Annotated in this window: 17 protein-coding genes and 1 pseudogene; 9 read left to right on the top strand and 9 right to left on the bottom strand. The window is 70.0% G+C overall.

Features of this window, described 5'->3' with window-relative positions:
* Nucleotides 1–10: 10 nt before the first annotated feature.
* The 3 genes from CW362_RS10815 to CW362_RS10805 are packed head-to-tail and all read right to left on the bottom strand — an operon-like array spanning nucleotide 11 to nucleotide 1718.
* Nucleotides 11–661, bottom strand: a complete 651-nt coding sequence (locus CW362_RS10815) for a hypothetical protein (RefSeq protein ID WP_103549178.1) — start codon at nucleotides 659–661, stop codon at nucleotides 11–13.
* Nucleotides 658–867, bottom strand: a complete 210-nt coding sequence (locus CW362_RS10810; RefSeq protein WP_103549177.1) for a DUF397 domain-containing protein — start codon at nucleotides 865–867, stop codon at nucleotides 658–660. Before CW362_RS10810 ends, CW362_RS10815 begins: the two co-directional genes overlap by 4 nt.
* Entirely contained in the window at nucleotides 864–1718 is an 855-nt protein-coding gene (locus tag CW362_RS10805; protein WP_103549176.1) for a helix-turn-helix domain-containing protein, read from the bottom strand. Before CW362_RS10805 ends, CW362_RS10810 begins: the two co-directional genes overlap by 4 nt.
* A gap of 133 nt (nucleotides 1719–1851) precedes the next feature.
* On the opposite strand from CW362_RS10805, the gene CW362_RS10800 reads away from it, so the two are divergent.
* The 4 genes and pseudogenes from CW362_RS10800 to CW362_RS10785 all read left to right on the top strand — a co-directional run bounded on the left by CW362_RS10800 (nucleotide 1852) and on the right by CW362_RS10785 (nucleotide 4179).
* Nucleotides 1852–2277, top strand: a complete 426-nt coding sequence (locus CW362_RS10800) for an ATP-binding protein (protein WP_103549175.1) — start codon at nucleotides 1852–1854, stop codon at nucleotides 2275–2277.
* Between the two features lie 289 nt (nucleotides 2278–2566).
* Nucleotides 2567–3488 (top strand): annotated as a pseudogene (locus CW362_RS44405) (helix-turn-helix domain-containing protein).
* A 23-nt stretch (nucleotides 3489–3511) separates the two neighbouring features.
* On the top strand, nucleotides 3512–3760 hold the full coding sequence (locus CW362_RS10790; RefSeq protein ID WP_103549174.1) for a type II toxin-antitoxin system VapB family antitoxin: 249 nt from the start codon (nucleotides 3512–3514) through the stop codon (nucleotides 3758–3760).
* A gap of 2 nt (nucleotides 3761–3762) precedes the next feature.
* Nucleotides 3763–4179, top strand: coding sequence for a PIN domain-containing protein (locus tag CW362_RS10785; protein WP_103549173.1), 417 nt, complete (start codon nucleotides 3763–3765; stop codon nucleotides 4177–4179).
* A 120-nt stretch (nucleotides 4180–4299) separates the two neighbouring features.
* Here the strand turns inward: CW362_RS10785 and gdhA are convergent, their stop codons facing one another.
* The 5 genes from gdhA to rpsL all read right to left on the bottom strand — a co-directional run bounded on the left by gdhA (nucleotide 4300) and on the right by rpsL (nucleotide 10350).
* Nucleotides 4300–5655, bottom strand: coding sequence for an NADP-specific glutamate dehydrogenase (gdhA, locus tag CW362_RS10780; protein ID WP_103549172.1), 1356 nt, complete (start codon nucleotides 5653–5655; stop codon nucleotides 4300–4302).
* A gap of 347 nt (nucleotides 5656–6002) precedes the next feature.
* Nucleotides 6003–7196, bottom strand: a complete 1194-nt coding sequence (gene tuf, locus CW362_RS10775) for an elongation factor Tu (protein ID WP_103549171.1) — start codon at nucleotides 7194–7196, stop codon at nucleotides 6003–6005.
* 143 nt (nucleotides 7197–7339) lie between these two features.
* Nucleotides 7340–9466 carry an elongation factor G gene (gene fusA / locus CW362_RS10770; RefSeq protein WP_103549170.1) on the bottom strand — a complete coding sequence of 709 codons (2127 nt, stop codon included), beginning with the start codon at nucleotides 9464–9466 and terminating at the stop codon, nucleotides 7340–7342.
* Between the two features lie 39 nt (nucleotides 9467–9505).
* Entirely contained in the window at nucleotides 9506–9976 is a 471-nt protein-coding gene (gene rpsG / locus CW362_RS10765; protein ID WP_003992340.1) for a 30S ribosomal protein S7, read from the bottom strand.
* Between the two features lie 2 nt (nucleotides 9977–9978).
* Entirely contained in the window at nucleotides 9979–10350 is a 372-nt protein-coding gene (rpsL, locus tag CW362_RS10760; RefSeq protein WP_003948652.1) for a 30S ribosomal protein S12, read from the bottom strand.
* Nucleotides 10351–10791: 441 nt separating this feature from the next.
* On the opposite strand from rpsL, the gene CW362_RS10755 reads away from it, so the two are divergent.
* The 5 genes from CW362_RS10755 to CW362_RS10730 all read left to right on the top strand — a co-directional run bounded on the left by CW362_RS10755 (nucleotide 10792) and on the right by CW362_RS10730 (nucleotide 18283).
* The gene (locus CW362_RS10755) at nucleotides 10792–11493 is read left to right on the top strand and encodes a Crp/Fnr family transcriptional regulator (RefSeq protein ID WP_103549169.1); all 702 of its coding nucleotides are present in this window, start codon (nucleotides 10792–10794) and stop codon (nucleotides 11491–11493) included.
* 395 nt (nucleotides 11494–11888) lie between these two features.
* Nucleotides 11889–13016 (top strand): hypothetical protein, encoded by a 1128-nt coding sequence (locus CW362_RS10745; RefSeq protein ID WP_103549168.1) that lies wholly within the window; start codon nucleotides 11889–11891, stop codon nucleotides 13014–13016.
* Nucleotides 13013–15193, top strand: coding sequence for a hypothetical protein (locus CW362_RS10740; RefSeq protein WP_103549167.1), 2181 nt, complete (start codon nucleotides 13013–13015; stop codon nucleotides 15191–15193). The genes CW362_RS10745 and CW362_RS10740 overlap by 4 nt, the downstream gene beginning before the upstream one ends.
* A 3-nt stretch (nucleotides 15194–15196) precedes the next feature.
* On the top strand, nucleotides 15197–16660 hold the full coding sequence (locus tag CW362_RS10735; RefSeq protein WP_103549166.1) for a PE-PGRS family protein: 1464 nt from the start codon (nucleotides 15197–15199) through the stop codon (nucleotides 16658–16660).
* A 123-nt stretch (nucleotides 16661–16783) separates the two neighbouring features.
* Nucleotides 16784–18283, top strand: a complete 1500-nt coding sequence (locus CW362_RS10730; protein WP_240657745.1) for a M48 family metalloprotease — start codon at nucleotides 16784–16786, stop codon at nucleotides 18281–18283.
* A 59-nt stretch (nucleotides 18284–18342) separates the two neighbouring features.
* Here CW362_RS10730 and CW362_RS10725 read toward each other — a convergent pair whose 3' ends face one another.
* The gene (locus CW362_RS10725) at nucleotides 18343–22242 is read right to left on the bottom strand and encodes a DNA-directed RNA polymerase subunit beta' (protein WP_103549165.1); all 3900 of its coding nucleotides are present in this window, start codon (nucleotides 22240–22242) and stop codon (nucleotides 18343–18345) included.
* Between the last annotated feature and the right edge of the window lie 91 nt (nucleotides 22243–22333).

Genomic DNA, 22333 nt, shown 5'->3' with positions numbered 1-22333 from the left:
CCGGCGGGGCTCAGCTCGGCGCCAGCAACCGCTCCAGCTCCGCGTCGTACGCCCTGTACCCCGCCTTGCCCCACTCCGGCGCACCGGAGTCCGGGCGCAGGACGTCCGGCAGGCGGGCCACCCGCCACATACGGAACACGTTCTCCGGGGTGCTGCGACCGGTGTCGTCCACCAGCTCGCAGGCGTCGCGGACGATCTCCGCGATCAGGCCCCCGCCCTCCTCGGCGTCCACCCCGGCCGCGATTCCGGCGGTCGCCAAGGCGTCCACCAGATCGGTCAGTTGGAGGTCCGCGCCCATCCTGCACATCCGGCGCACCACTCGCGGCTCCGCCAGGTACGCGAGGTTCTCCGCCGACTCCGGGTCCCAGGTGATCCCCGCCGACCAGAGCAGCATGAACGGCGCCTCGACGGGGTGCTCGCGCAGGTACCCCAGCTCGTCCGCGACGGCCATGACGGCGTCGTCGAACCGGCCGATCGTCCGTACCGCCGTCATGACCCGGGCGACGGCCTCGCCCCTGGGCGCCAGGAAGTCCCCGACCGAGACATCCGTCAGATCCCACGTGCCGGTGTGGTTCACCGCGCCGATCTCGACGACTCCGCCGAGGGCCGCGAAGACGGTACGGGCGTAGCTCTGCGGGTGGATCTCCGCTCCCTCGGTCAACGCCGAGCCGCGAACCGGACGAATGCAACCCAGGCCCCGGGCGCCACCATCAGTTGGGCACCGCCCGGCTCCTTGGAGTCGCGGATGAGGACGGTGGCGGGGGTGTGGGCTACTTCGACGCAGTCACTGGGGTTACTGCTGTCGCTGTAGCTGCTCTTCAACCACTTCAGTTCGGACGCTTCGCCGGCCGAGGTCCCGTGGGTCATGTCTCTCCCAGCACTTGCTCGATGAAGGCCAGCGACTCCCCCGGTGAGAGAGCTTGAGCCCTGATGATGCCGTACCGCAGTTCGAGAATCCGGAGCTGTCTCGGGTCGGAGACCGGGCGTCCGTTGAACTCGTCGTCGGTACGTCCCACCGCCGTGCCGTCTCCGAACTTCAGCACCTGGATCCGTCCGGCCGCGCCAGGATGATCGGCTCGTGCGGTGGGCATCACCTGGAACTCGACCTGCGTCAACTCTGCCATCTCCCGCAGGTGTTCGAGCTGACGGCGATGCACCAAATTCCCGCCGACGGGTCGGCGCAGGGTCACCTCCTCCTGCACGAAGCTGAGTTCCGGAACGGGTGACCGGCTGAAAATCGTCCGCCTGGCCATACGTGCGGCCACCGCGCGTTCCAACCCGTCCTGAGACAGAGTGGGCCGCCACGTACCGAACAGCGCCCGCGCGTACTCCTCCGTCTGCAACAACCCATGGATGTTGTGGTTGCTGTACAGCAGCAGCTCGACCGCCCGCTCCTCCAGCATCTTCAGCTCGCGCACCTTCTTCGGGTACCGAGCCTTCTCCATGTCCTCCTTGAAGGCCCGAAGGCGCCCCTCGGCGTTCAGGACGTCGTCCGCGCGGTCCAGGAAGTCCGCCCGGGGGATCCGGGCGCCGCGCTCCACCTTGCGGACCAGGTCCTCCCCGTAGCCGATGGCCCGTCCGAACTCGACCACCCGCATCCCGGCCGCCTCGCGCCAGAGCCTGATCTGGCGGCCGGTCGCCTCGACGACCGGGGCGACCTCGTCCTCGGGGCTGACGTCCCACCCCGGCTCGTCCGCGCTCTCGCTGCTCACACCCACCCACCTCCAACGCGGACCGTCCCCGTACGACACCCCGGACAGCCGGGACAGATCAGGACAACGACCGGACAGTCCCGGTACGTACCGATGTCATCGCAGCTCACAGTAGGCAACGTCGGCCACGCTGAGTGACGTGAATCAGGAAACCGCCGGGCCGGAGGCCCAACGCGTCGAACCCGTGCGCAACTTCAGCGTGCTGCTGTCCCCCACGTCACGCGGTGCCCGTCTGGCCCGGCTGCTGGCGACCGAGCAACTCCGCTCCTGGGGGCTCCCCCTGAGCCCGGCCGACCAGATCGTCGCGGAACTCGCGGCCAACGCGGCGACGCACGGCCGCGTACCGGGGCGGGACTTCCGGCTGACGCTGTACGTCGTCGGCGACACCCTCCGCATCGAGGTCGCCGACACCCGCGACGACCGCCGGCCGCTGCTCCGACGCCCCGCGGAGGACGCCGAGTCGGGCCGGGGACTGCTCCTGGTCGACGCCCTCGCCGACCGCTGGGGCAGCGCTCCGGGGCCACGGCCGCGCAAGATCGTCTGGGCTGAACTGGGGCTCCGGTGACCGGAACCCGAGAAAACGTGCTCCGGTGCCGCCGGCGCTCTTTCCCAAGGACCACGGGGAGAAAGAAACCTCCCAAGCCCCACCCCTCCCGCCCGCGGCGCGGCCTCACTCCCTCGAGTGAATATGCCCAACTGGGCTGGATTTGAGACGGGTTGCCTGCCCTACGCTCAGCACGACGGAACACGACCGCAGGCCACCACGGACCTGTGGCAGGAAATGTGACGGCCCCCGCCGGGAGTAGCAATCCCAATGCGAGGGCCTGACCACCGAGGAAGTTCGGAGCTTCCTGATGGACACCGAAAACCCTAGCGCGCCCGCGCGCCCCCAGTCCCGGATCCCGGGCAAGAATCACCCCCACAGGCGCCCGCATTCCGGCGTCATCCACGACAACGTCCGCCACACCAGCAATTTCACGGTGGTCGGCAACCACCTCGCCCAGCACCCGGAGCTGTCCGGACTCGCCATGGGGTTGGGTCTCCACATCCAGTCCCTCCCCGCCGGCGCCCCCCGTCGACGTCAAGACCCTCGCCGCCCGCTTCCCCGAAGGCGCCACTCGGGTAGCCGCCGCCCTGCGCGAGCTGGAGACCCACGGCTATCTGCGCCGCACCCGCGAACGCACCCCGGACGGCCGGATCACCACCCGCACGGTCTCCTGCAACCGCCCCGGACACCGGGAAACGGCAGACGCGCCCGCGGCCCGCAGACCACCCGCCCGACACCCGGCCCCGGCGGCCGCGCGCCCCCGCCGCAAAGCACTCCCCGCGGTCCCGCGGCCCGCGTCCCCCTCCCCCGCCCTCCTCCGGACAGCCGTCGATCTCCTCGCCGACCTCCGCCGCGAGGACCCCCGCCTCCTGCTCTCCGCCACCGACGCCGAACACCTCGCCCCTGGTGTAGCCGCCTGGCTGGAACGCGACCTCACCCCGACCGCCGTACGCCACGCCCTGACGAGCACCTTGCCGGACGAGCCCCTGCACCGCCCGGCCGCCCTCCTGGCCCACCGCCTCACAGCCCAGTTGCCGCCCCCGCCCCCGTTCCGTGCTCCCGCGTCGCCACCAGCCGTCCGACACCCCCTCCAGAACTGCGACAACTGCGACCGCGCCTTCCGCGGTCCGGAACCGGGCAGATGCGGCGACTGCCGGACCGCCCCGCACACTCCGGAACCCGGCAGATTCGAGGCGCCAATGTATGGAGCATTGGGTACCTTTGTATGAAGCCCATCTCAGGGAGGTGCCCCATGTCCGCCACCCAGATCGACATCGACGACGAAGCCCTCGCGGAAGCGATGAAGCTGTCCAACGCCAAGACCAAGAAGGAGATGGTCAACCTGGCGCTGCGGGAGTACGCCGAGCGGCGACGACGCACCGAGGCCAGGCTGCGCCACCTGGACAGGGCTCAGCAGTGGGACGAGGACGGGTTCTGGGCACGGCACTCGGCGGAAAAGGGCCGGGCGAGTGACGACCGCACGGACAAGGACATCGCCTGACCGTGATCCGTTACCTCGCCGACTCCACCGCCGTGTGGCGGCTTCAGCGCGACCGGAAGCTCAACGACCTCTGGGCCCACGAGATCGACGAGGGAGCCATCGGGTCGTGCGCCGCTCAACGCACGGAGTTCCTCCAGTCAGCTCGGAACCTCGACGAGTTCGACCACATGACGGAGATGTTCGCCGACCTCTATCCCGATGCCGCAGTCCCGAAGAGTGCTTGGCGCTGGATCGAGGCGGCCCAGTACCGGCTCGCACAGCGCGGACAGCACCAGAGCCTGTCCGCGGTCGACTGGCTGGTCTGCGCTACGGCCGCCCACCACGGCCTCACCGTCCTGCACGACGACCAGGACTTCCGAGCCGCCGCCCGCATCCTCCCGGACCTGGTGGAACGAAGCGTGTTCGCACCGGCGGGATGACCTCCGGATTCCATCCGGCCCCCGACACGGCGAAAGGCCCGTACGACCGAAGCCGTACGGACCCTTGCCGACGCCGACCGCCCGGCCGCCCTCGCGGACCTCGGTCGGATCGGACCCCGGTCAGATCACGCCCTGCTCCAGCATCGCGCCCGCGACCCGCTCGAAGCCCGCGATGTTCGCGCCGCTGACGTAGTCGCCCGGGACGCCGTAGCGCTCGGCGGTCTCGTGGCAGGTGTCATGGATGCCGTTCATGATCCCGGTCAGCTCGTCCTCGACGCGCTCGCGTGACCACGAGGTACGGGCGTGGTTCTGGCTCATCTCCAGGGCGCTGACCGCGACACCGCCCGCGTTGGCCGCCTTGCCGGGGCCGAAGGCGACGCCCGCCTTCTGGAAGAGGTGGACCGCCTCGGGGGTGGTGGGCATGTTGGCGCCCTCGGAGACCGCCTTGACGCCGTTGCCGATCAGGGCTGCCGCCGCGGTCGCGTCCAGCTCGTTCTGGGTGGCCGAGGGCAGCGCGACATCGCCCGGCACGTCCCAGACGCTGCCGTTCGCGACGAACCGCGCCGACGCGCCGCGCCGTGCCGCGTAGTCGGAGACCCGGCCGCGCTCGACCTCCTTGATCTGCTTGAGCAGTTCGAGGTCGATGCCCTTGTCGTCGACGACGTAGCCGGTCGAGTCGGAGCAGGTCACCGCGTTGGCGCCGAGAGCGGCGAGCTTCTCGATGGTGTAGATCGCGACGTTTCCGGAGCCGGAGACGACCGCGGTCTGGCCCTCCAGGTCCTCGCCGCGCCGGCGCAGCATGGCGGCGGCGAACAGGACGTTGCCGTAGCCGGTCGCCTCGGGCCGGATCAGCGAACCGCCCCAGTGCGCGCCCTTGCCGGTGAGGACACCGGCCTCCCAGCGGTTGGTGATGCGGCGGTACTGGCCGAACAGGTAGCCGATCTCCCGGCCGCCCACGCCGATGTCGCCCGCCGGCACGTCCGTGTGCTCACCGATGTGCCGGTACAGCTCCGTCATGAACGACTGGCAGAACCGCATGACCTCGGCGTCGGACTTCCCGCGCGGGTCGAAGTCGCTGCCGCCCTTGCCGCCGCCGATGCCGAGACCGGTCAGGGCGTTCTTGAAGATCTGCTCGAAGCCGAGGAACTTCACGATGCCCAGGTTCACCGACGGGTGGAAGCGCAGACCGCCCTTGTACGGGCCGAGCGCGCTGTTGAACTCCACCCGGTAACCCCGGTTGACCTGGACCTTGCCGTGGTCGTCCTGCCACGGGACACGGAAGATGATCTGCCGCTCGGGCTCCACCAGGCGCTCGACGAGGGCCGCGTCCGCGAACTCCGGTCGCTGCGAGAGGACCGGGGCCAGGGTCTCGAGCACCTCGTGCGCGGCCTGGAGGAACTCGGGCTGCGCCGGATTGCGCCGCTCGATGTCGGCGAGGAGGGCGGCGATACGGCTCTTCGTGTCGGGGCGGGTCACGGGGGTCCCTTCAGACAGGGCCGCCGGAAGGGGTGACCGGGGTCGGTTCGACCGGTCGTCTCCGGCGGCGTCGGTGCAGCAGTCGGCCCCCCGTCCACGGGCGGGAGACCGTCCCTACAGTCTTCCTCCTGAATTACGTACGTGTTACGTGATTCTTTCGACACCCGCCAAGAATCGTTTCACCTGCGGGAATCACCCCGTCGCCACCAGGGAGTTCACACTTCGTATACACATACGACCGCCTCGTGCGAGGGCCGGGCATGCGAAAGGGGCCCGTACGACCGAAGTCGTACGGGCCCCTTCGTGGAAGCTCAGCTCAGGCTGAAGCTACCGGGTCAGGCACAAGATCACTTCGTGATCTTGGTGACCTGGCCGGCGCCCACGGTCCGGCCACCCTCACGGATGGCGAACTTCAGGCCCTCTTCCATGGCGACCGGCTGGATCAGCGCGACGGTCATCTCGGTGTTGTCACCCGGCATGACCATCTCGGTGCCCTCGGGGAGGGTCACAACGCCCGTCACGTCCGTCGTACGGAAGTAGAACTGCGGACGGTAGTTGTTGAAGAACGGCGTGTGGCGGCCACCCTCGTCCTTGGACAGGATGTAGGCCTGGGCCTCGAACTCGGTGTGCGGGGTGACCGAACCCGGCTTGATGATGACCTGGCCGCGCTCGACGTCCTCGCGCTTGATGCCACGGAGGAGCAGACCGACGTTCTCACCGGCCTGGCCCTCGTCGAGCAGCTTGCGGAACATCTCGATGCCCGTGACCGTGGTCGTGGTCTTGTCCTGCTTGATGCCGATGATGTCAACGGTCTCGTTGACCTTCAGGACACCACGCTCGATACGGCCGGTGACGACCGTACCGCGACCGGTGATCGTGAAGACGTCCTCGACGGGCATGAGGAACGGCTTGTCGACGTCACGAGCCGGGGTGGGGATGGACTCGTCGACGGCGGCCATGAGGTCCAGAACGGTCTGGCCCCACTCCTTGTCGCCCTCGAGCGCCTTGAGCGCCGAGACCTTGACGACCGGCAGGTCGTCGCCCGGGAACTCGTACTCGGAGAGGAGCTCACGGACCTCGAGCTCGACGAGCTCCAGGATCTCCTCGTCGTCCACCATGTCGGCCTTGTTCAGGGCGACGACGATGTACGGAACGCCGACCTGGCGGGCCAGGAGCACGTGCTCCTTGGTCTGCGGCATCGGGCCGTCGGTGGCGGCGACAACGAGGATGGCGCCGTCCATCTGCGCCGCACCCGTGATCATGTTCTTGATGTAGTCCGCGTGACCGGGGCAGTCGACGTGGGCGTAGTGACGGCCCTCCGTCTGGTACTCGACGTGCGCGATCGAGATCGTGATACCGCGCTGGCGCTCCTCGGGAGCCTTGTCGATCTGGTCGAAGGCCGAGGCCTCGTTCAGGTCCGGGTACGCGTCGTGCAGCACCTTGGTAATGGCGGCCGTGAGGGTCGTCTTACCGTGGTCGATGTGACCGATGGTGCCGATGTTGACGTGCGGCTTAGTCCGCTCGAACTTCGCCTTCGCCACTGGGGTCCTCCTACGGAGTGGTTCTGTACGCCTTACTCATCGGCGCCAGGTGATCTTTGCTGGGGTGCCGTCCGCCGGGATTCTCCCTTGCCGGTCGAACCCCGGCGGTCGGTGTCAAGCCTAAAGCGTGTAAACGAGGTGTGTTACTCGCCCTTGGCCTTCGCGATGATCTCCTCGGCGACGTTCCGCGGAACCTCGGCGTAGGAGTCGAACTGCATCGAGTAGCTCGCGCGACCCGACGTCTTGCTGCGGAGGTCTCCGACGTAGCCGAACATCTCCGAGAGCGGGACCAGACCCTTGACGATCCGGGCGCCCATGCGCTCCTCCATGGCCTGGATCTGGCCACGGCGGGAGTTGATGTCGCCGATGACCTCACCCATGTAGTCCTCGGGCGTGGTGACCTCGACGGCCATCATCGGCTCGAGGAGCACGGGCTTGGCCTTGCGCGCGGCCTCCTTGAAGGCCTGCGAACCGGCGATCTTGAAGGCGAGCTCGGAGGAGTCGACCTCGTGGTAGCCACCGTCGAGAAGAATGACGCGGACGCCCGTCATCTCGTAGCCGGCCAGGATGCCGAACTGCATGGCCTCCTGCGCACCCGCGTCGACCGAAGGGATGTACTCCTTCGGGATGCGGCCACCGGTGACCTTGTTCACGAACTCGTACGAGGCGTCGCCGCCCTCGATCGGCTCGATCGCGATCTGCACCTTGGCGAACTGACCGGTACCACCGGTCTGCTTCTTGTGCGTGTAGTCGTGACGCTCGACGGCCTGACGGATCGTCTCGCGGTACGCGACCTGCGGCTTGCCGACGTTGGCCTCGACCTTGAACTCACGGCGCATACGGTCGACCAGCACCTCGAGGTGCAGCTCGCCCATACCACCGATGATGGTCTGGCCGGTCTCCTCGTCCGAGTGAACCTGGAAGGAGGGGTCCTCCTCCGCGAGACGCTGGATGGCGACACCCAGCTTCTCCTGGTCACCCTTGGACTTGGGCTCGATGGCGACCTGGATGACCGGAGCCGGGAAGTCCATGGACTCCAGGATCACCGGGCTCTTGTCGTCGGACAGCGTCTCACCGGTGGTGGTCTGCTTCAGGCCCATGACGGCGACGATGTCGCCGGCGCCCACCGACTCGATCTCCTCACGCTTGTTCGCGTGCATGCGGTAGATCTTGCCGATGCGCTCCTTCTTGCCCTTGACGGAGTTCAGCACGGCGGTGCCGGACTCCAGGCGGCCCGAGTAGACCCGGACGAAGGTGAGCTTGCCGAGGTGCGGGTCGCTCATGATCTTGAACGCCAGCGCCGACAGCGGCTCCTCGTCGGACGGCTTGCGCTTGACGACCTCCTCCGGGTTGTTGACGGCGTGGCCCTCGATGGCCTCGACGTCAAGCGGGGTGGGGAGGTAGCGCACGACCGCGTCGAGCAGGGGCTGGACGCCCTTGTTCTTGAACGCGGTGCCACAGAACACCGGGGTGACCGTGACGCCGTCGGACTTGCCGGACGCGATGGTGATACGACGGATCGCGGCGTACAGCTGCTCCTCGGTGGGCTCCTGGCCCTCCAGGTACAGCTCCATGATCTCTTCGTCGTTCTCCGCGACGGTCTCGACCAGCTTGCCGCGCCACTCCTCGGCGGCCTCGGTGTGCGTGGCCGGGATGTCGACGACGTCGTACATCTCGCCCTTGGCCGCCTCGGCGGACCACACGAGCGCCTTCATGCGGACCAGGTCCACAACGCCCTTGAAGTCCATCTCGGCACCGATCGGGAGCTGCATGACGATCGGGACCGCGCCGAGGCGGTTCTCGATCATGTCCACGCAGCGGTGGAACTCGGCGCCGGTGCGGTCCAGCTTGTTCACGAAGCAGATGCGCGGCACGCCGTAACGGTCGGCCTGACGCCACACCGTCTCGGACTGCGGCTCGACACCCGCGACACCGTCGAACACCGTGACGGCACCGTCGAGGACGCGGAGCGAACGCTCCACCTCGACCGTGAAGTCGACGTGCCCGGGGGTGTCGATGATGTTGATCGTGTAGTCGTTGTCCTCGAGCGGCCAGTGACAGGTGGTGGCAGCAGAGGTGATCGTGATGCCACGCTCCTGCTCCTGCTCCATCCAGTCCATGGTGGCAGCGCCGTCGTGGACCTCACCGATCTTGTAGCTGACGCCGGTGTAGAAGAGGATCCGCTCGGTGGTGGTCGTCTTGCCCGCGTCGATGTGGGCCATGATCCCGATGTTGCGGACCCTGGCCAGGTCAAGTGAAGTGGTAGCCATAAGGCTTCAGTCTTCTCTCGGTCTCGATGTGGGTAGCGACTACCAGCGGTAGTGCGCGAAGGCCTTGTTGGACTCGGCCATCTTGTGGGTGTCCTCGCGCTTCTTCACAGCGGCACCGAGGCCGTTGGAGGCGTCGAGAAGCTCGTTGAGCAGACGCTCGGTCATGGTCTTCTCGCGACGGGCGCGGGAGTAACCGACGAGCCAGCGCAGCGCGAGCGTGTTGGCACGACCGGGCTTGACCTCGATCGGAACCTGGTACGTCGCACCACCGACACGGCGGGACTTGACCTCGAGGGTCGGCTTGATGTTCTCCAGCGCGCGCTTCAGCGTGATGATCGGGTCGTTGCCCGTCTTCTCACGCAGACCCTCCATGGCGCCGTAGACGATGCGCTCGGCGGTGGAGCGCTTGCCGTTCAGCAGCACCTTGTTGATGAGGGAGGTCACCAGAGGAGAGCCGTAGACCGGGTCGATGATGACCGGGCGCTTCGGGGCGGGGCCCTTACGAGGCATTCTTACTTCTCCTTCTTGGCGCCGTAGCGGCTGCGGGCCTGCTTGCGGTTCTTGACACCCTGGGTGTCGAGGGAGCCGCGGATGATCTTGTAGCGAACACCCGGCAGGTCCTTCACACGGCCGCCGCGCACGAGCACGATGGAGTGCTCCTGCAGGTTGTGTCCCTCACCCGGAATGTAGGCCGTGACCTCGATGCCGCTGGTCAGACGCACACGCGCGACCTTACGCAGGGCCGAGTTCGGCTTCTTCGGGGTGGTCGTGAACACACGCGTGCAGACGCCGCGACGCTGGGGCGAACCCTCGAGTGCGGGCGTCTTGTTCTTCTCGACCTTGTCCTGCCGGCCCTTCCGGACCAGCTGCTGGATCGTAGGCACTACTTCTCCGGTTTCTGTGTGCCGAATGGTGAAGCTAACCTGAAACGCCACCGACCCACGCGGTCGGGTGTGTCGAATGCTGCAGACCCCTCGCCGCAAGGCGAAAAGGGCGCAGATTGCGGCGGCCGCTTACGGCTCCCCTTGCGGTCTGAAGGCACGCACGAGAGCCAGGGCACACCCCAGGCACAAGGTATGAGCGTACCTACCTCACGGACTTCGGTCAAAACAAATGCCGTGGTGCCCGACACGCCGGACTTCTCCCGATCCATTCTCGGGGTACTTCACACTTGGCGCAGCTTGTCACCGGTTCCGCGATGAAAGCCCGTGATTCGTCCGCACCGCACACACTGGGTGAGTACGTTGACCCGTTGCCGCGCATCGGTCACCGTGCGTCGGCCGACGGGGCCGATCGGGGGACATCGGGGGACGGGGGACGCACTCGTGACGGCTGGATCCTTAGGCGGGGACGAGAGCCTGGACGACCGGGTGCCGTTCCTGGCGCGCCTGGAGAGCGAGGACCGCTCCGCGCTGCTCTCCCTCGGCCGCGAGCTGTCCTTCACGACCCGGACGGTGCTCCTGCGCCAGAGCGAGCCCTCCTCGCACGTGCTGATCGTGACGCACGGCTGGACGAAGGTGACGGCGGCCGCCGCCAACGGCTACGAGGCACTGCTCGCGCTGCGCGGCCCCGGCGACATCGTCGGGGAGTCCGCCGCCCTCACCGGCCGGCCGCGCTCCGCGACGGTGACGGCCCTGGAGCCGGTCCGCACCGTCGCCCTCGTACGCGAACACTTCCGGGACTTCCTCGCCCGCTCCCCCGCGGTCTCCTTCGCCCTCCTCGGCCTCACCTCGGACCGCACCCGCGCCGCCGACCGCCGCCGTCTGGAGTTCGCCTCCATGAGCGTCCGCGAGCGCTTCGCGGCGCTCCTGCTCGACCTGGCCCGCACGAACGGCCGCCGCACCGAGGAGGGCATCGAACTCTCCGTCCCGCTGAGCAAGCAGGAGCTGGCGGGTTCGGTGGGGGCCTCCCGGGAGATGGTCCAGCGCCTCCTGAAGGAACTCCGCGAGCGGGAAGCGGTGCTGACGGGCCGCCGGACGATGGTGATCCTGCGCATGGACGTCCTGCGGCGGATCGCCCGGGGATGAGCCGACAGCTCCCGTCCGGGCGCGGCCCCGCCCCGTACCGACGGCAGGCACGGCGGCACGCCCACAGCCTCTCCCCACACCGACCGCCCTCGCCCGCCCACGCCCACGACCCCGCCCGACGGCGACCGTCCGTACCGGGCCACGCCCACGACTCCGCCCGACGGCGACCGTCCGGGCCCTGGGCGCGCTCGCGGCTCCGCCCCGGCCGGACCCCCTTACCGGGCCGCGCCCACGGGTCTGCGGCGGGGCGGGCGGTCGCTGACGGCTGGGGCTCCCGTGACCGGGGACCACTTCTGTGCACACGGTCACACTCCGAGTGGGACATCCGCCCTCACACCCGGCCCACCGGTGACGCCAACCTGCTTGCCAGGCGAGGCCCCCACCGAAAGGCGACCATGACCGATCCCGTGAGCCGGACGATCCTCCTGCTGGACATCGAGAAGTACAGCGACCGGGACGACGTGGAACAGGCCTATCTGCGCCGGATGCTCTACGACATCACGGACCGCGCCCTGGAGAGCGCCGGCATCGACGAACGGCTGCGCCTGCGGGCGGACCGCGGCGACTCGGTGATGGAACTGATCGACGCCAACGCCTCCGTCACGGCGTTGCTGCGCACCCTGCTCGCCGAGGTGCCCGGGCTGCTCCGCGCGGTCAACCGGACGGCGTCCAGCTCGGCCCAGATCCGGCTGCGCGGTGTCGTCGCCACCGGATACGTCGCCGTCGACGAGCGCGACGGCTGGGTCGGCTCCGACCTCAACCACGCCTGCCGGCTCCTCGACGCCCACCTGCTGCGCGCGGCCCTGCGGGAGCGGCCGGACGACTTCGTCCTGTGCGTCTCGGAGAACGTGCACTCCGGGATCGTGCGGCACGACCACCCGGGCATCCCGGCGGACGGCTTCCACCCGGTGACGGTGGACAGCAAGAACGGACCCCTGCGGGCCTGGCTGCACGGCCCGGTTCCGCACGGGGCGGACGACCACGGTGAAAGAGGGGGAGCCCCGGCGCCGGACTGCTCGGGGGAGAGCCCGGCGCCGGGGGCGGCCACCGCCGGAACCCGAGCCGAACCGTCGGGAACAGCGGAGTCGGCGGAGTCGGCGGGGGCGACGGAGTCACCGGAAACGGCAGAGTCGCCGCGAACGGCGGGACCGGCGGAACCGACAGGAACAGTGGAGCCGACCGCAACGGCGGGGGCGCCCGGGTCGGCGGGAACGCCCAGGTCGGCCGAATCGGCGGATGCTGCCTCCGACCTGCGCGAACCGCGCGAGTCCGCCCGCCCCGGGCAGCCCGAGAGGCCCGACCCGGCCGAGGGGGCCGAGCCGGCCGAGGGGGCCGAGCCGGCCGAGGAGCCCGCACGGCAGCCCGTTCCGCCCGCCGCGCCGCCCGCGAACGTCGTCTTCAACTTCGGCTCCGGATCCCCCAGCTTCGGCGGGAGCCTCGTCGCGGGGGACCAGCACGGGGTGTCCGGCGGGCAGGTCACCGGGGACGTCCACCTGGGCAGGAGCGGGGGTGAACCCGCGTGACGGCGCCCGCGCCCGTACGGGACGGCTCCGACGACGTACCGCCCCCGGACCCGCCCTGGCCGCCGGGACCGCACCCGGATCCGGAGGCGGGCACCGCGGCGGGCGAGCCCGAGGAGGAGACCCAGGAAGCCAGGGCCGCACAGCGCGAACTCGTCGCGCACACCCCGGGATTCATCTTCAGCGAGGCCGCTTCCTTCGGCGGCAGCCTGGTCGGCGGGGCCCAGCACGGGGTGTCGGCCGGCGGCTCGGCCCGTGATGTGTTCCTGGGCGGCAAGACGGAGATCCACCACCACCAGGCGGCCTCCGCGGCGGCGTACGTCTCCGGCGAGATCCCCCGGCAGCGGCTCGACGCGCTCGCCGCGGTCTTCGTCGAGGGTCCCTCCTTCGCCGCCGCCCTGGCCCGGCTGCGCGAGGAGCGCGTCCTGGTCCTCGCCGGCGCCCACTCCACCGGCCGTCACTCCGCGGCCCTCATGCTCCTGCACCACCTGGGCGTGCCCGCCGTGCACGCGCTGTCCGCCGAGACCGGCCCGGCGAACCTGGGCGCCCAGCTCACCGCGCCCGGCGGCCACGTCCTGCGCGACCTGCCGCTGAGCCGCAACCGCCCGCTGCGCGACACCCACCTCTACGCGGCCCGCGACCGGCTCGCGAAGAGCGGCGGCTACCTGGTCGTGACCCTGGAGAACTCCCCCTTCCTGCTGGGAGTCGCCCCCTCCGTCTGGGAGCCCCCGGAAGCGGCCGCGGTGCTGCGCGCCCACCTGTCCGACCTGTGCGAGGAGCAGGCGGACAGCGCCGGTCTGCTCGACCTCGGACCCGTCCGCGACTTCCTGGCACGCGGCGCCCACCGGCCCGCCGAGGTGGCCCGGTTCGCCGTCGAGGTCGCCCGCTACGACGGCGGCGAACGGGCGGCGGCCCGCCTCGCCGACTTCGGGCACGCGGCGGTCGAACAGCAGTGCCGGGAGTGGCTCGGCGACCCCGAGTCCACCCTGCGCGACAAGGCGTTCCTCATCTCTCTCGCCGTCTTCGACCAGGCGCCCTACGTGCTCGCCGCCGAACTCGCCGACAAGCTGTACGTGCACTTCCAGCGGCTCCAGCACCCCGAGCAGCCGCCGGAGATCCCGGTGTTCGGCCTGCCCGCCGAGACCCGGCTGGAGCGGGCACGCGCCGAGGGCGAGTTGCGCAACGAGGACACCGACTGGGGACCGGTCCCGCAGTTCACGGCCCGCTTCAAGAAGGAGAACACCCCCCGGGTGCTCCTCGGCGAGGTCTGGACGGGCCATCCGTCGGCCCGACCCGCGCTGGTCGCCTGGCTCAGGGAGCTGGCCCGCGACAGCCGTCCGGTCGTCCGGACCCGGGCCGCCGCTGCCGCCGCGCTGCTGGCCCGCGCCGACCTGCCCTCGGCGATGGCGCTGCTGATCGACGGCTGGGCGGTGTCCAAGGCCTTCGGTCCCCGCGTCACCGCCGCGAACACCCTCACGCTCGCCCAGCTCCTCGACGCGCCCGTCGTCCTGCGCCTGCTCACCCAGTGGTGCACGGACACCCACTGGGGCCGCCGCTGGACCGCGATCCGCGCCTTCGGCCTGCTCACCCCGCTGCGCCCCGACCTCGCGGGCCCGGCGCTGAGCGCGCTCGCCGCCCGCGCCCGTGCCGGAGGCAGCAGCAGGACCGAGTCGAACAACCTGGTCGACTCCACGGCCCTGCTGCTCTCGGTGGGCGCGCGGCGCGGCGAGATGCTCTCCGAGCTGGTCCGCCTGCTCCACCACGACACCGCCTCGGTCCGGGCGCTCGCGCTGGCCGCGTTCGTGCGCGCCTGCGACAACGCGGAGGAGGGCGCGCTCGTCGAGTGGTACGCCGACACCGGCATGTACGAGATGGACTCGGCGCGTGACCTGGCCACCCTCTGGCGAACCGCGCTCGGCGACCGCGGGCACACCCGTGGCGCCCTGGCCGCCCTGCGGACCTGGGTGTGGCTGGCCGAACGCCGGGCGGACGTCGCGCAGGCCCTGGAACTGCTGCTGCCCGCGCTGGTCGTCACCGCGGACGACCGCAAACGGCTGAGCCACGAACTGGTCAACCTGCGCGCCCCGGACGGCGGCCCGCGCCCACCCGTGGCCGACCGCCTGCTCGGCCTCCTGACCCCCTCCACCCCAGATCCGTCGAGAGATCCATCGAGGAGTTGAACCATGGCGGAGTTCCGCCGTCAGCCGGAGTGGCAGCAGGACGCCAACCGGCACACCGCGCTCATCGACCCGGTGCTCACCGTGCGGCCGATCGCGCGCTTCGACTACACCGTCCGCCGCGCGGTCACCGCGATCGACCACGCGCTGGTCTTCGTCACCGCGAAGGGCACGTACGACGTCTACACGCCACCGCACCGGCCCAGCCGCTCGGACGCGGCCACCCGCCGCTACACCTCCGTCTACGAGGTGGACATGGGCAGCCACCCCGTCCAGCTCGCGCTGGAGATGCCGAGCGACGACGACGCGTTCTCCTTCGGCGCCACGGCCGATCTGACCTGGCGGGTCGCCGACCCGATCGCGTACGTGGCGAGCGGCGAGCGCGACGTGCCGACGCGGCTCACCCGTGAGCTGCACCAGCTCGCGCGGCCGGTGAGCCGCGCCTTCTCCATCGAGGACAGCCCGGCCGCCGAGCGCGCGGTCCAGCGGGCCGTGGAGGCGGGCGGTTTCGCGGCGGGCATCGGGCTCTCCGTGACCTGTGCCGTACGGCTGCGGCTGGACGACGAGGCGATCGCGCACCGGCGGCGGCAGCGGAGCCTGCGCTACGAGTCCGACATGCTCGACCCCGAGCACGAGTTCCGGCTCCGGCTGGCCCGGCAGCAGCACGAGCTGGAGATGCTGCGCCAGCAGCAGGACCACCATCTGATCGCCGAGAAGATCAACTTCTACCAGTACCACCTCCAGCACGGAGGCGTCGCCGCCTGGGCCCTGCACCTGTCCCAGCACCCCGAGGACACCAAGATGGTCGTCGGGTCCATCCAGAAGGACCAGCTGTCCATCATCAGGGGCCAGTTGCAGGCCATCGCCGGGGACAGCATGGAGGACTTCCAGAAGGCGGAGTCGGCGCGCTCGACCCTGCGGGCCGTCGACGAGCTGATCCAGCAGCAGACGCCTCCGGCACAGGGGGCGCTGCCCGCCGGGGCGGCGCCCGGACAGCCGCAGACGCCGCCCCAGCCGCCGTACCCGGGCCAGTCCCCCTACCCCGGCCCCTCGCCCCAGCCGCCCCACACGGGACAGACACCGTACGGGGACCGGCCCCCGTACGACGGCGGCCGGCCCCCGTACGCCGAGCAGCCCCCGTACGCCGGGCAGCCTTCATACGCCGGGCAGGCTCCGTACGCCGGACAGCCTTCGTACGCGGGAGACCCGGGCGGGCAGGCTCCGTACGCCGGGCAGCCCCCTCACCCGGGCGACCGGCCGCCGTACGCCGGCGGTCCGGATACCGGGCCCCCCGTGGTGCCGGGGCGGCCCGACGGTCCCGCGGCCCCGTACGGACCGCCCTCCACGACGCCCTACCCGGCGGCCGGACCCGCCCCGGCCGTACCCCCGGTACCCGGTCTCCCCGACGGCGCCCGAGCCGCCGTGACTCCCGCCGTGCCGGACGGCGCCCCGGACGGCGAGCCCGCGTGACCACCCCCGCCGGGGCACCGCCGACGCCCACGGCTCCGCCGGCCCCCGTCGTCCCACCGCCGGCCGCGCCGCTCACCGGCTGACGTCCCCGCACAGCCACCAGCCACACCGTAAGGAGCCGTCATGTCCCAGCCTCCAGGCCCGGCCCACGAGCCCGTGTACCCGGGAGCCACGCCCCCGCCACCCGAACATCCCGGGGCCTCCGCTCCCCCGCCGCAGTACCCCGGGAGCCCCGGCCCCGGCGGACCGGGACCGCAGTATCCGGGGGCGGCGGCCGGAAGCCCCGCTCCCCGGTACCCGGGAGCGGAGGCCGCGAGTCCCGCGCCCCCGTACCCCGGGGCGGGTGCCGCACCCCAGTACCCGGGAGCCGGAAACCCCGCACCGCAGTACCCGGGGGCGGCGGCCGTTCCCCCGCAGCACCCCGGAGGTCCCGGGCCCGGCGGACCGTGGCCGCAGTACCCCGGGGCGGCGGCCGGAAGCAGCGCGCCGCCGTACCCGGGTACGGCCGGCCAGGCCCCCCAGTACCCCGGGAACCCCGGAGCCGGCGGACCCGGGCCGCAGTATCCGGGAACAGCGGACCCCGGTCCGCAGTACCAGGGAGCCGATCCGCGGGGCGCGGGGCAGCAGCCGGAGCCGAAGCCGTTCATCCCGCGGCCCGCCGTAGCGCCCGACGACCTCGACTACCGCCACCAGGGCTCACGCGTCCACCTGGCGAGCCACCAGCGGGGCGCCGACGCCACCGCCATCGGGCAGCTCGCCACGCAGATCCCCGGTGCCCTGGTGAGCCTCGCCGTGGTGTCGGCCCTCGCGCTGGGCATCTGCGGCACGGTCGTGGGCTGGCTGGTCGTCGTGGCCTGGGTGGCCTCCGGAGCGCTCGTCTTCCACCGGCCCACCGAGCTGCGCTTCGCCCGGCACGTGCTCAAGCTGCGGGAGCCGCTGGCCGAGGAACGCGCCCGGCTGGAGCCGATCTGGCGCGAGGTCACCGCACGGGCCGGGATCGAGGCGAACACCTACGAGCTGATGGTGGAGAACAGCGACGACCTGAACGCGGTCGCGGTCGCCGGCCACGTCGTCGGCGTCACCACCTACTCCCTCAACAAGATCCCCAGCAGCAACCTGGCCGCCGTGCTCGCCCACGAGCTCGGCCACCACACCGGCGGTCACGCCTGGGCCGGTCTCCTCGGCTACTGGTACTCGCTGCCCGGCCGGCTCGCCTGGGCCTTCACCCGCGGGATGGCCAGGATCGCGCTCACCGTCGCCGGGGTCTTCTCCGCGGCCGCGACCGGACTGCTGATCCTCTTCATGGGGATGTTCGTGGTCGCCGGGTTCCTCGTCGCCTGGTACATCACCGTCCCCCTGGTCGTCGCGCCCTACCTCCTCGCCTGGGCGGGCCGCCTCGGCGAACTGCGCGCCGACCAGCAGTCCGCCGCCCTCGGCTTCGCGCCCGAGATGGCCGAGGTCCTGCGCCACTTCCAGGCCGAGGAGGACGCCGCGAAGTCGGCGGCCGCCGCCCAGGGCAAGAAGCTCCAGGAGCCCACCGGCCTCGCCAGGCTGCTGTCCACCCACCCCGACAACCACACCCGGCTGCGCGCCCTGGAGCCGTACCTCCAGCTCCCGCGCTGAGCCCGGGAACGCCGAAGGGCGGCCCCCCCGGGGGGGGGGGCCGCCCTTCGTACTACCGCTTACTGGTTGTACGGACCGTAGTCGTAGTCCTCCAGCGGGACGGCCTGGCCGGAGCCCGTGCCGAACGGCGAGTAGTCGATGTCGTCGTAGCCGACGGCCGAGTACATCGCGGCCTTGGCCTCCTCGGTCGGCTCCACCCGGATGTTGCGGTAGCGGGACAGACCCGTACCGGCCGGGATGAGCTTACCGATGATGACGTTCTCCTTGAGGCCGATGAGGCTGTCGGACTTGGCGTTGATCGCCGCGTCCGTCAGAACTCGGGTCGTCTCCTGGAAGGAGGCGGCCGACAGCCAGGACTCCGTCGCCAGCGAGGCCTTGGTGATACCCATGAGCTGCGGACGACCCGAAGCCGGGTGACCACCCTCCTGGACCACACGACGGTTCTCGGTCTCGAACTTCGAGCGCTCGACCAGCTCGCCGGGCAGCAGCTCCGCGTCGCCCGACTCGATGATCGTCACACGGCGCAGCATCTGCCGGATGATGATCTCGATGTGCTTGTCGTGGATCGACACACCCTGCGAGTTGTAGACCTTCTGGACCTCGCCGACCAGGTGGACCTGGACGGCACGCTGACCCAGGATGCGCAGCACGTCGTGCGGGTTGGTGGCACCCACGGTGAGCTTCTGGCCCACCTCGACGTGCTCGCCCTCGGACACCAGGAGACGGGCGCGCTTCGAGATCGGGAACGCCGTCTCGTCGCTGCCGTCGTCCGGGGTGACGACGATCTTCTTGGTCTTCTCGGTCTCCTCGATCCGCACGCGGCCGGAGGCCTCGGAGATCGGGGCGACACCCTTCGGGGTACGGGCCTCGAAGAGCTCGACGACACGGGGCAGACCCTGGGTGATGTCGTCACCGGCCACACCACCGGTGTGGAAGGTACGCATCGTCAGCTGGGTACCGGGCTCACCGATGGACTGGGCGGCGATGATGCCGACCGCCTCACCGATGTCGACCAGCTTGCCGGTGGCCAGCGAGCGGCCGTAGCACATGGCGCAGGTGCCGACGGCGGACTCACAGGTCAGGACCGAGCGGGTCTTGACCTCCTCGATGCCGTGCTTGACGAGCTCGTCGATGAGGACGTCGCCGAGGTCGGTGTTGGCCGGGGCCAGCACCTTGCCGTCGACGGTGATGTCCTCGGCCAGCGCACGTGCGTACACGCTGGTCTCGACGTTCTCCGTCTTGCGCAGCACGCCGTCCTCGCCGCGCTCGGCGATGGCCAGACGCAGACCGCGGTCGGTGCCGCAGTCCTCCTCGCGGATGATGACGTCCTGCGAGACGTCCACCAGACGACGGGTGAGGTAACCCGAGTCGGCGGTACGCAGGGCGGTGTCGGCCAGACCCTTACGGGCACCGTGGGTGGAGATGAAGTACTCCAGCACGGACAGGCCCTCACGGAACGAGGCCTTGATGGGACGCGGGATGGTCTCGTTCTTGGCGTTCGACACCAGACCACGCATACCGGCGATCTGACGCATCTGCATCATGTTGCCTCGGGCGCCCGAGTTCACCATCATCGAGACCGGGTTGGTCTTCGGGAAGTTCTCGTTCATCGCCTCGGCGACCTCGTTGGTCGCCTTGGTCCAGATCGCGATGAGCTCCTGAGTGCGCTCTTCCTTGGTGATCAGACCACGCTCGTACTGCTTCTGGACCTTCTCGTCCAGGTCCTCGTAGCCCTTGACGATCCCGCGCTTGGCGTCGGGAACGACGATGTCGGAGATGGCCACGGTGACACCGGAACGGGTCGCCCAGTAGAAGCCCGCGGACTTCAGGTTGTCGAGCGTCGCCGCCACGATGACCTTGGGGTAGCGCTCGGCGAGGTCGTTGACGATCTCGGAGAGCTGCTTCTTGCCCACCTCGTAGTCGACGAACGGGTAGTCCTCGGGCAGCAGCTCGTTGAAGAGCGCGCGGCCCAGGGTCGTCCGCAGGCGGAAGGTGTCACCCTGCTGCCACTCCGGCTCGCCCTCCTCCTGCGCCGGCGGGGTCCAGCCGCGCGGCGGGATGGTGCCCACCGGGAAGCGGATGTCCACGCGCGACTGCAGCGAGAGCTCACCGGCGTCGAACGCCATGATCGCCTCGGCGACGGACGCGAAGGAGCGCTCCTCGCCCTTGACGTCGCGCAGCTCGCCGTCGGTGGTCAGGAAGAACAGACCGAGGACCATGTCCTGGGTCGGCATCGTGACCGGGCGGCCGTCGGCGGGCTTGAGGATGTTGTTCGAGGACAGCATCAGGATGCGGGCCTCGGCCTGCGCCTCCGCGGAGAGCGGCAGGTGCACGGCCATCTGGTCACCGTCGAAGTCCGCGTTGAACGCGGTGCAGACGAGCGGGTGGATCTGGATGGCCTTGCCCTCGACGAGCTGCGGCTCGAAGGCCTGGATGCCGAGGCGGTGCAGCGTGGGCGCACGGTTCAGCAGGACCGGGTGCTCGGCGATGACCTCTTCGAGGACGTCGTACACGACCGTGCGGCCGCGCTCGACCATCCGCTTGGCGCTCTTGATGTTCTGCGCGTGGTTCAGGTCGACCAGGCGCTTCATCACGAACGGCTTGAAGAGCTCCAGCGCCATGGCCTTGGGCAGACCGCACTGGTGCAGCTTCAGCTGCGGACCGACGACGATGACGGAACGCGCGGAGTAGTCCACGCGCTTGCCGAGCAGGTTCTGACGGAATCGACCCTGCTTGCCCTTGAGCATGTCGGACAGCGACTTCAGCGGACGGTTGCCGGGGCCCGTGACGGGGCGACCACGACGGCCGTTGTCGAAGAGCGCGTCGACGGCCTCCTGGAGCATGCGCTTCTCGTTGTTCACGATGATCTCGGGCGCGCCGAGGTCGAGAAGCCGCTTCAGGCGGTTGTTGCGGTTGATCACGCGGCGGTACAGGTCGTTCAGGTCGGAGGTCGCGAAGCGGCCACCGTCGAGCTGCACCATCGGACGGAGGTCCGGCGGGATGACCGGCACGCAGTCGAGCACCATGCCCTTGGGGCTGTTGCTGGTCTGGAGGAACGCGGAGACGACCTTGAGGCGCTTGAGCGCACGGGTCTTCTTCTGGCCCTTGCCGGTGCGGATGATCTCGCGGAGGCGCTCGGCCTCCTCGTCCAGGTCGAAGGACTCCAGGCGCTTCTGCAACGCCGCGGCACCCATCGAACCGTCGAAGTACGTGCCGAAGCGGTCACGCAGCTCGCGGTAGAGGAGCTCGTCGCCCTCCAGGTCCTGGACCTTGAGGTTCTTGAAGCGGGTCCACACCTCGTCGAGACGGTCGATCTCGCGCTGCGCGCGGTCGCGCAGCTGCTTCATCTCGCGCTCGGCGCCCTCGCGCACCTTGCGGCGCACGTCGGCCTTGGCACCCTCGGCCTCGAGCTCGGCCAGGTCGGTCTCGAGCTTCTTGGCGCGGGCCTCGAGGTCGGCGTCGCGGCGGTTCTCGACCTGCTGGCGCTCGACGGAGACGTGGGCCTCCAGCGAGGGCAGGTCGCGGGTGCGGCGCTCCTCGTCCACGAACGTGATCATGTACGCGGCGAAGTAGATGACCTTCTCGAGGTCCTTCGGCGCCAGGTCCAGCAGGTAGCCCAGGCGCGACGGGACGCCCTTGAAGTACCAGATGTGGGTGACGGGAGCGGCCAGCTCGATGTGGCCCATCCGCTCACGGCGCACCTTGGCGCGCGTGACCTCGACGCCACAGCGCTCACAGATGATGCCCTTGAAGCGGACACGCTTGTACTTGCCGCAGTAGCACTCCCAGTCCCGGGTCGGACCGAAGATCTTCTCGCAGAAGAGTCCGTCCTTTTCGGGCTTGAGGGTGCGGTAGTTGATGGTCTCGGGCTTCTTGACCTCGCCGTGGCTCCACTGACGGATGTCGTCAGCGGTGGCCAGACCGATCCGGAGCTCATCGAAGAAGTTGACGTCGAGCACTATGCGTCAATCCCTCTCAGGGTTGTAAGTCTTTGGGGTCTGATACGGGGGTCCTGGGGCCGGCGGGCCTTGATCACCTTTTCCACAGGTG

The sequence above is a fragment of the Streptomyces populi genome, assembly GCF_002911015.1.
Lineage (GTDB): Bacteria > Actinomycetota > Actinomycetes > Streptomycetales > Streptomycetaceae > Streptomyces > Streptomyces populi.
The sequence above is the reverse complement of the archived record's forward strand: the minus strand, read 5'-3'. Positions and strand labels throughout refer to the sequence as shown.

Excerpts from the sequence above, each read along its gene's own strand:
- fusA (WP_103549170.1), bottom strand. The coding sequence starts at position 9,466 with ATGGCTACCACTTCACTTGACCTGGCCAGGGTCCGCAACATCGGGATC.
- rpsG (WP_003992340.1), bottom strand. The coding sequence starts at position 9,976 with ATGCCTCGTAAGGGCCCCGCCCCGAAGCGCCCGGTCATCATCGACCCG.
- CW362_RS10810 (WP_103549177.1), bottom strand. The coding sequence starts at position 867 with ATGACCCACGGGACCTCGGCCGGCGAAGCGTCCGAACTGAAGTGGTTG.
- CW362_RS10735 (WP_103549166.1), top strand. The coding sequence starts at position 15,197 with ATGGCGGAGTTCCGCCGTCAGCCGGAGTGGCAGCAGGACGCCAACCGG.
- CW362_RS10790 (WP_103549174.1), top strand. The coding sequence starts at position 3,512 with ATGTCCGCCACCCAGATCGACATCGACGACGAAGCCCTCGCGGAAGCG.
- CW362_RS10745 (WP_103549168.1), top strand. The coding sequence starts at position 11,889 with ATGACCGATCCCGTGAGCCGGACGATCCTCCTGCTGGACATCGAGAAG.
- CW362_RS10730 (WP_240657745.1), top strand. The coding sequence starts at position 16,784 with ATGTCCCAGCCTCCAGGCCCGGCCCACGAGCCCGTGTACCCGGGAGCC.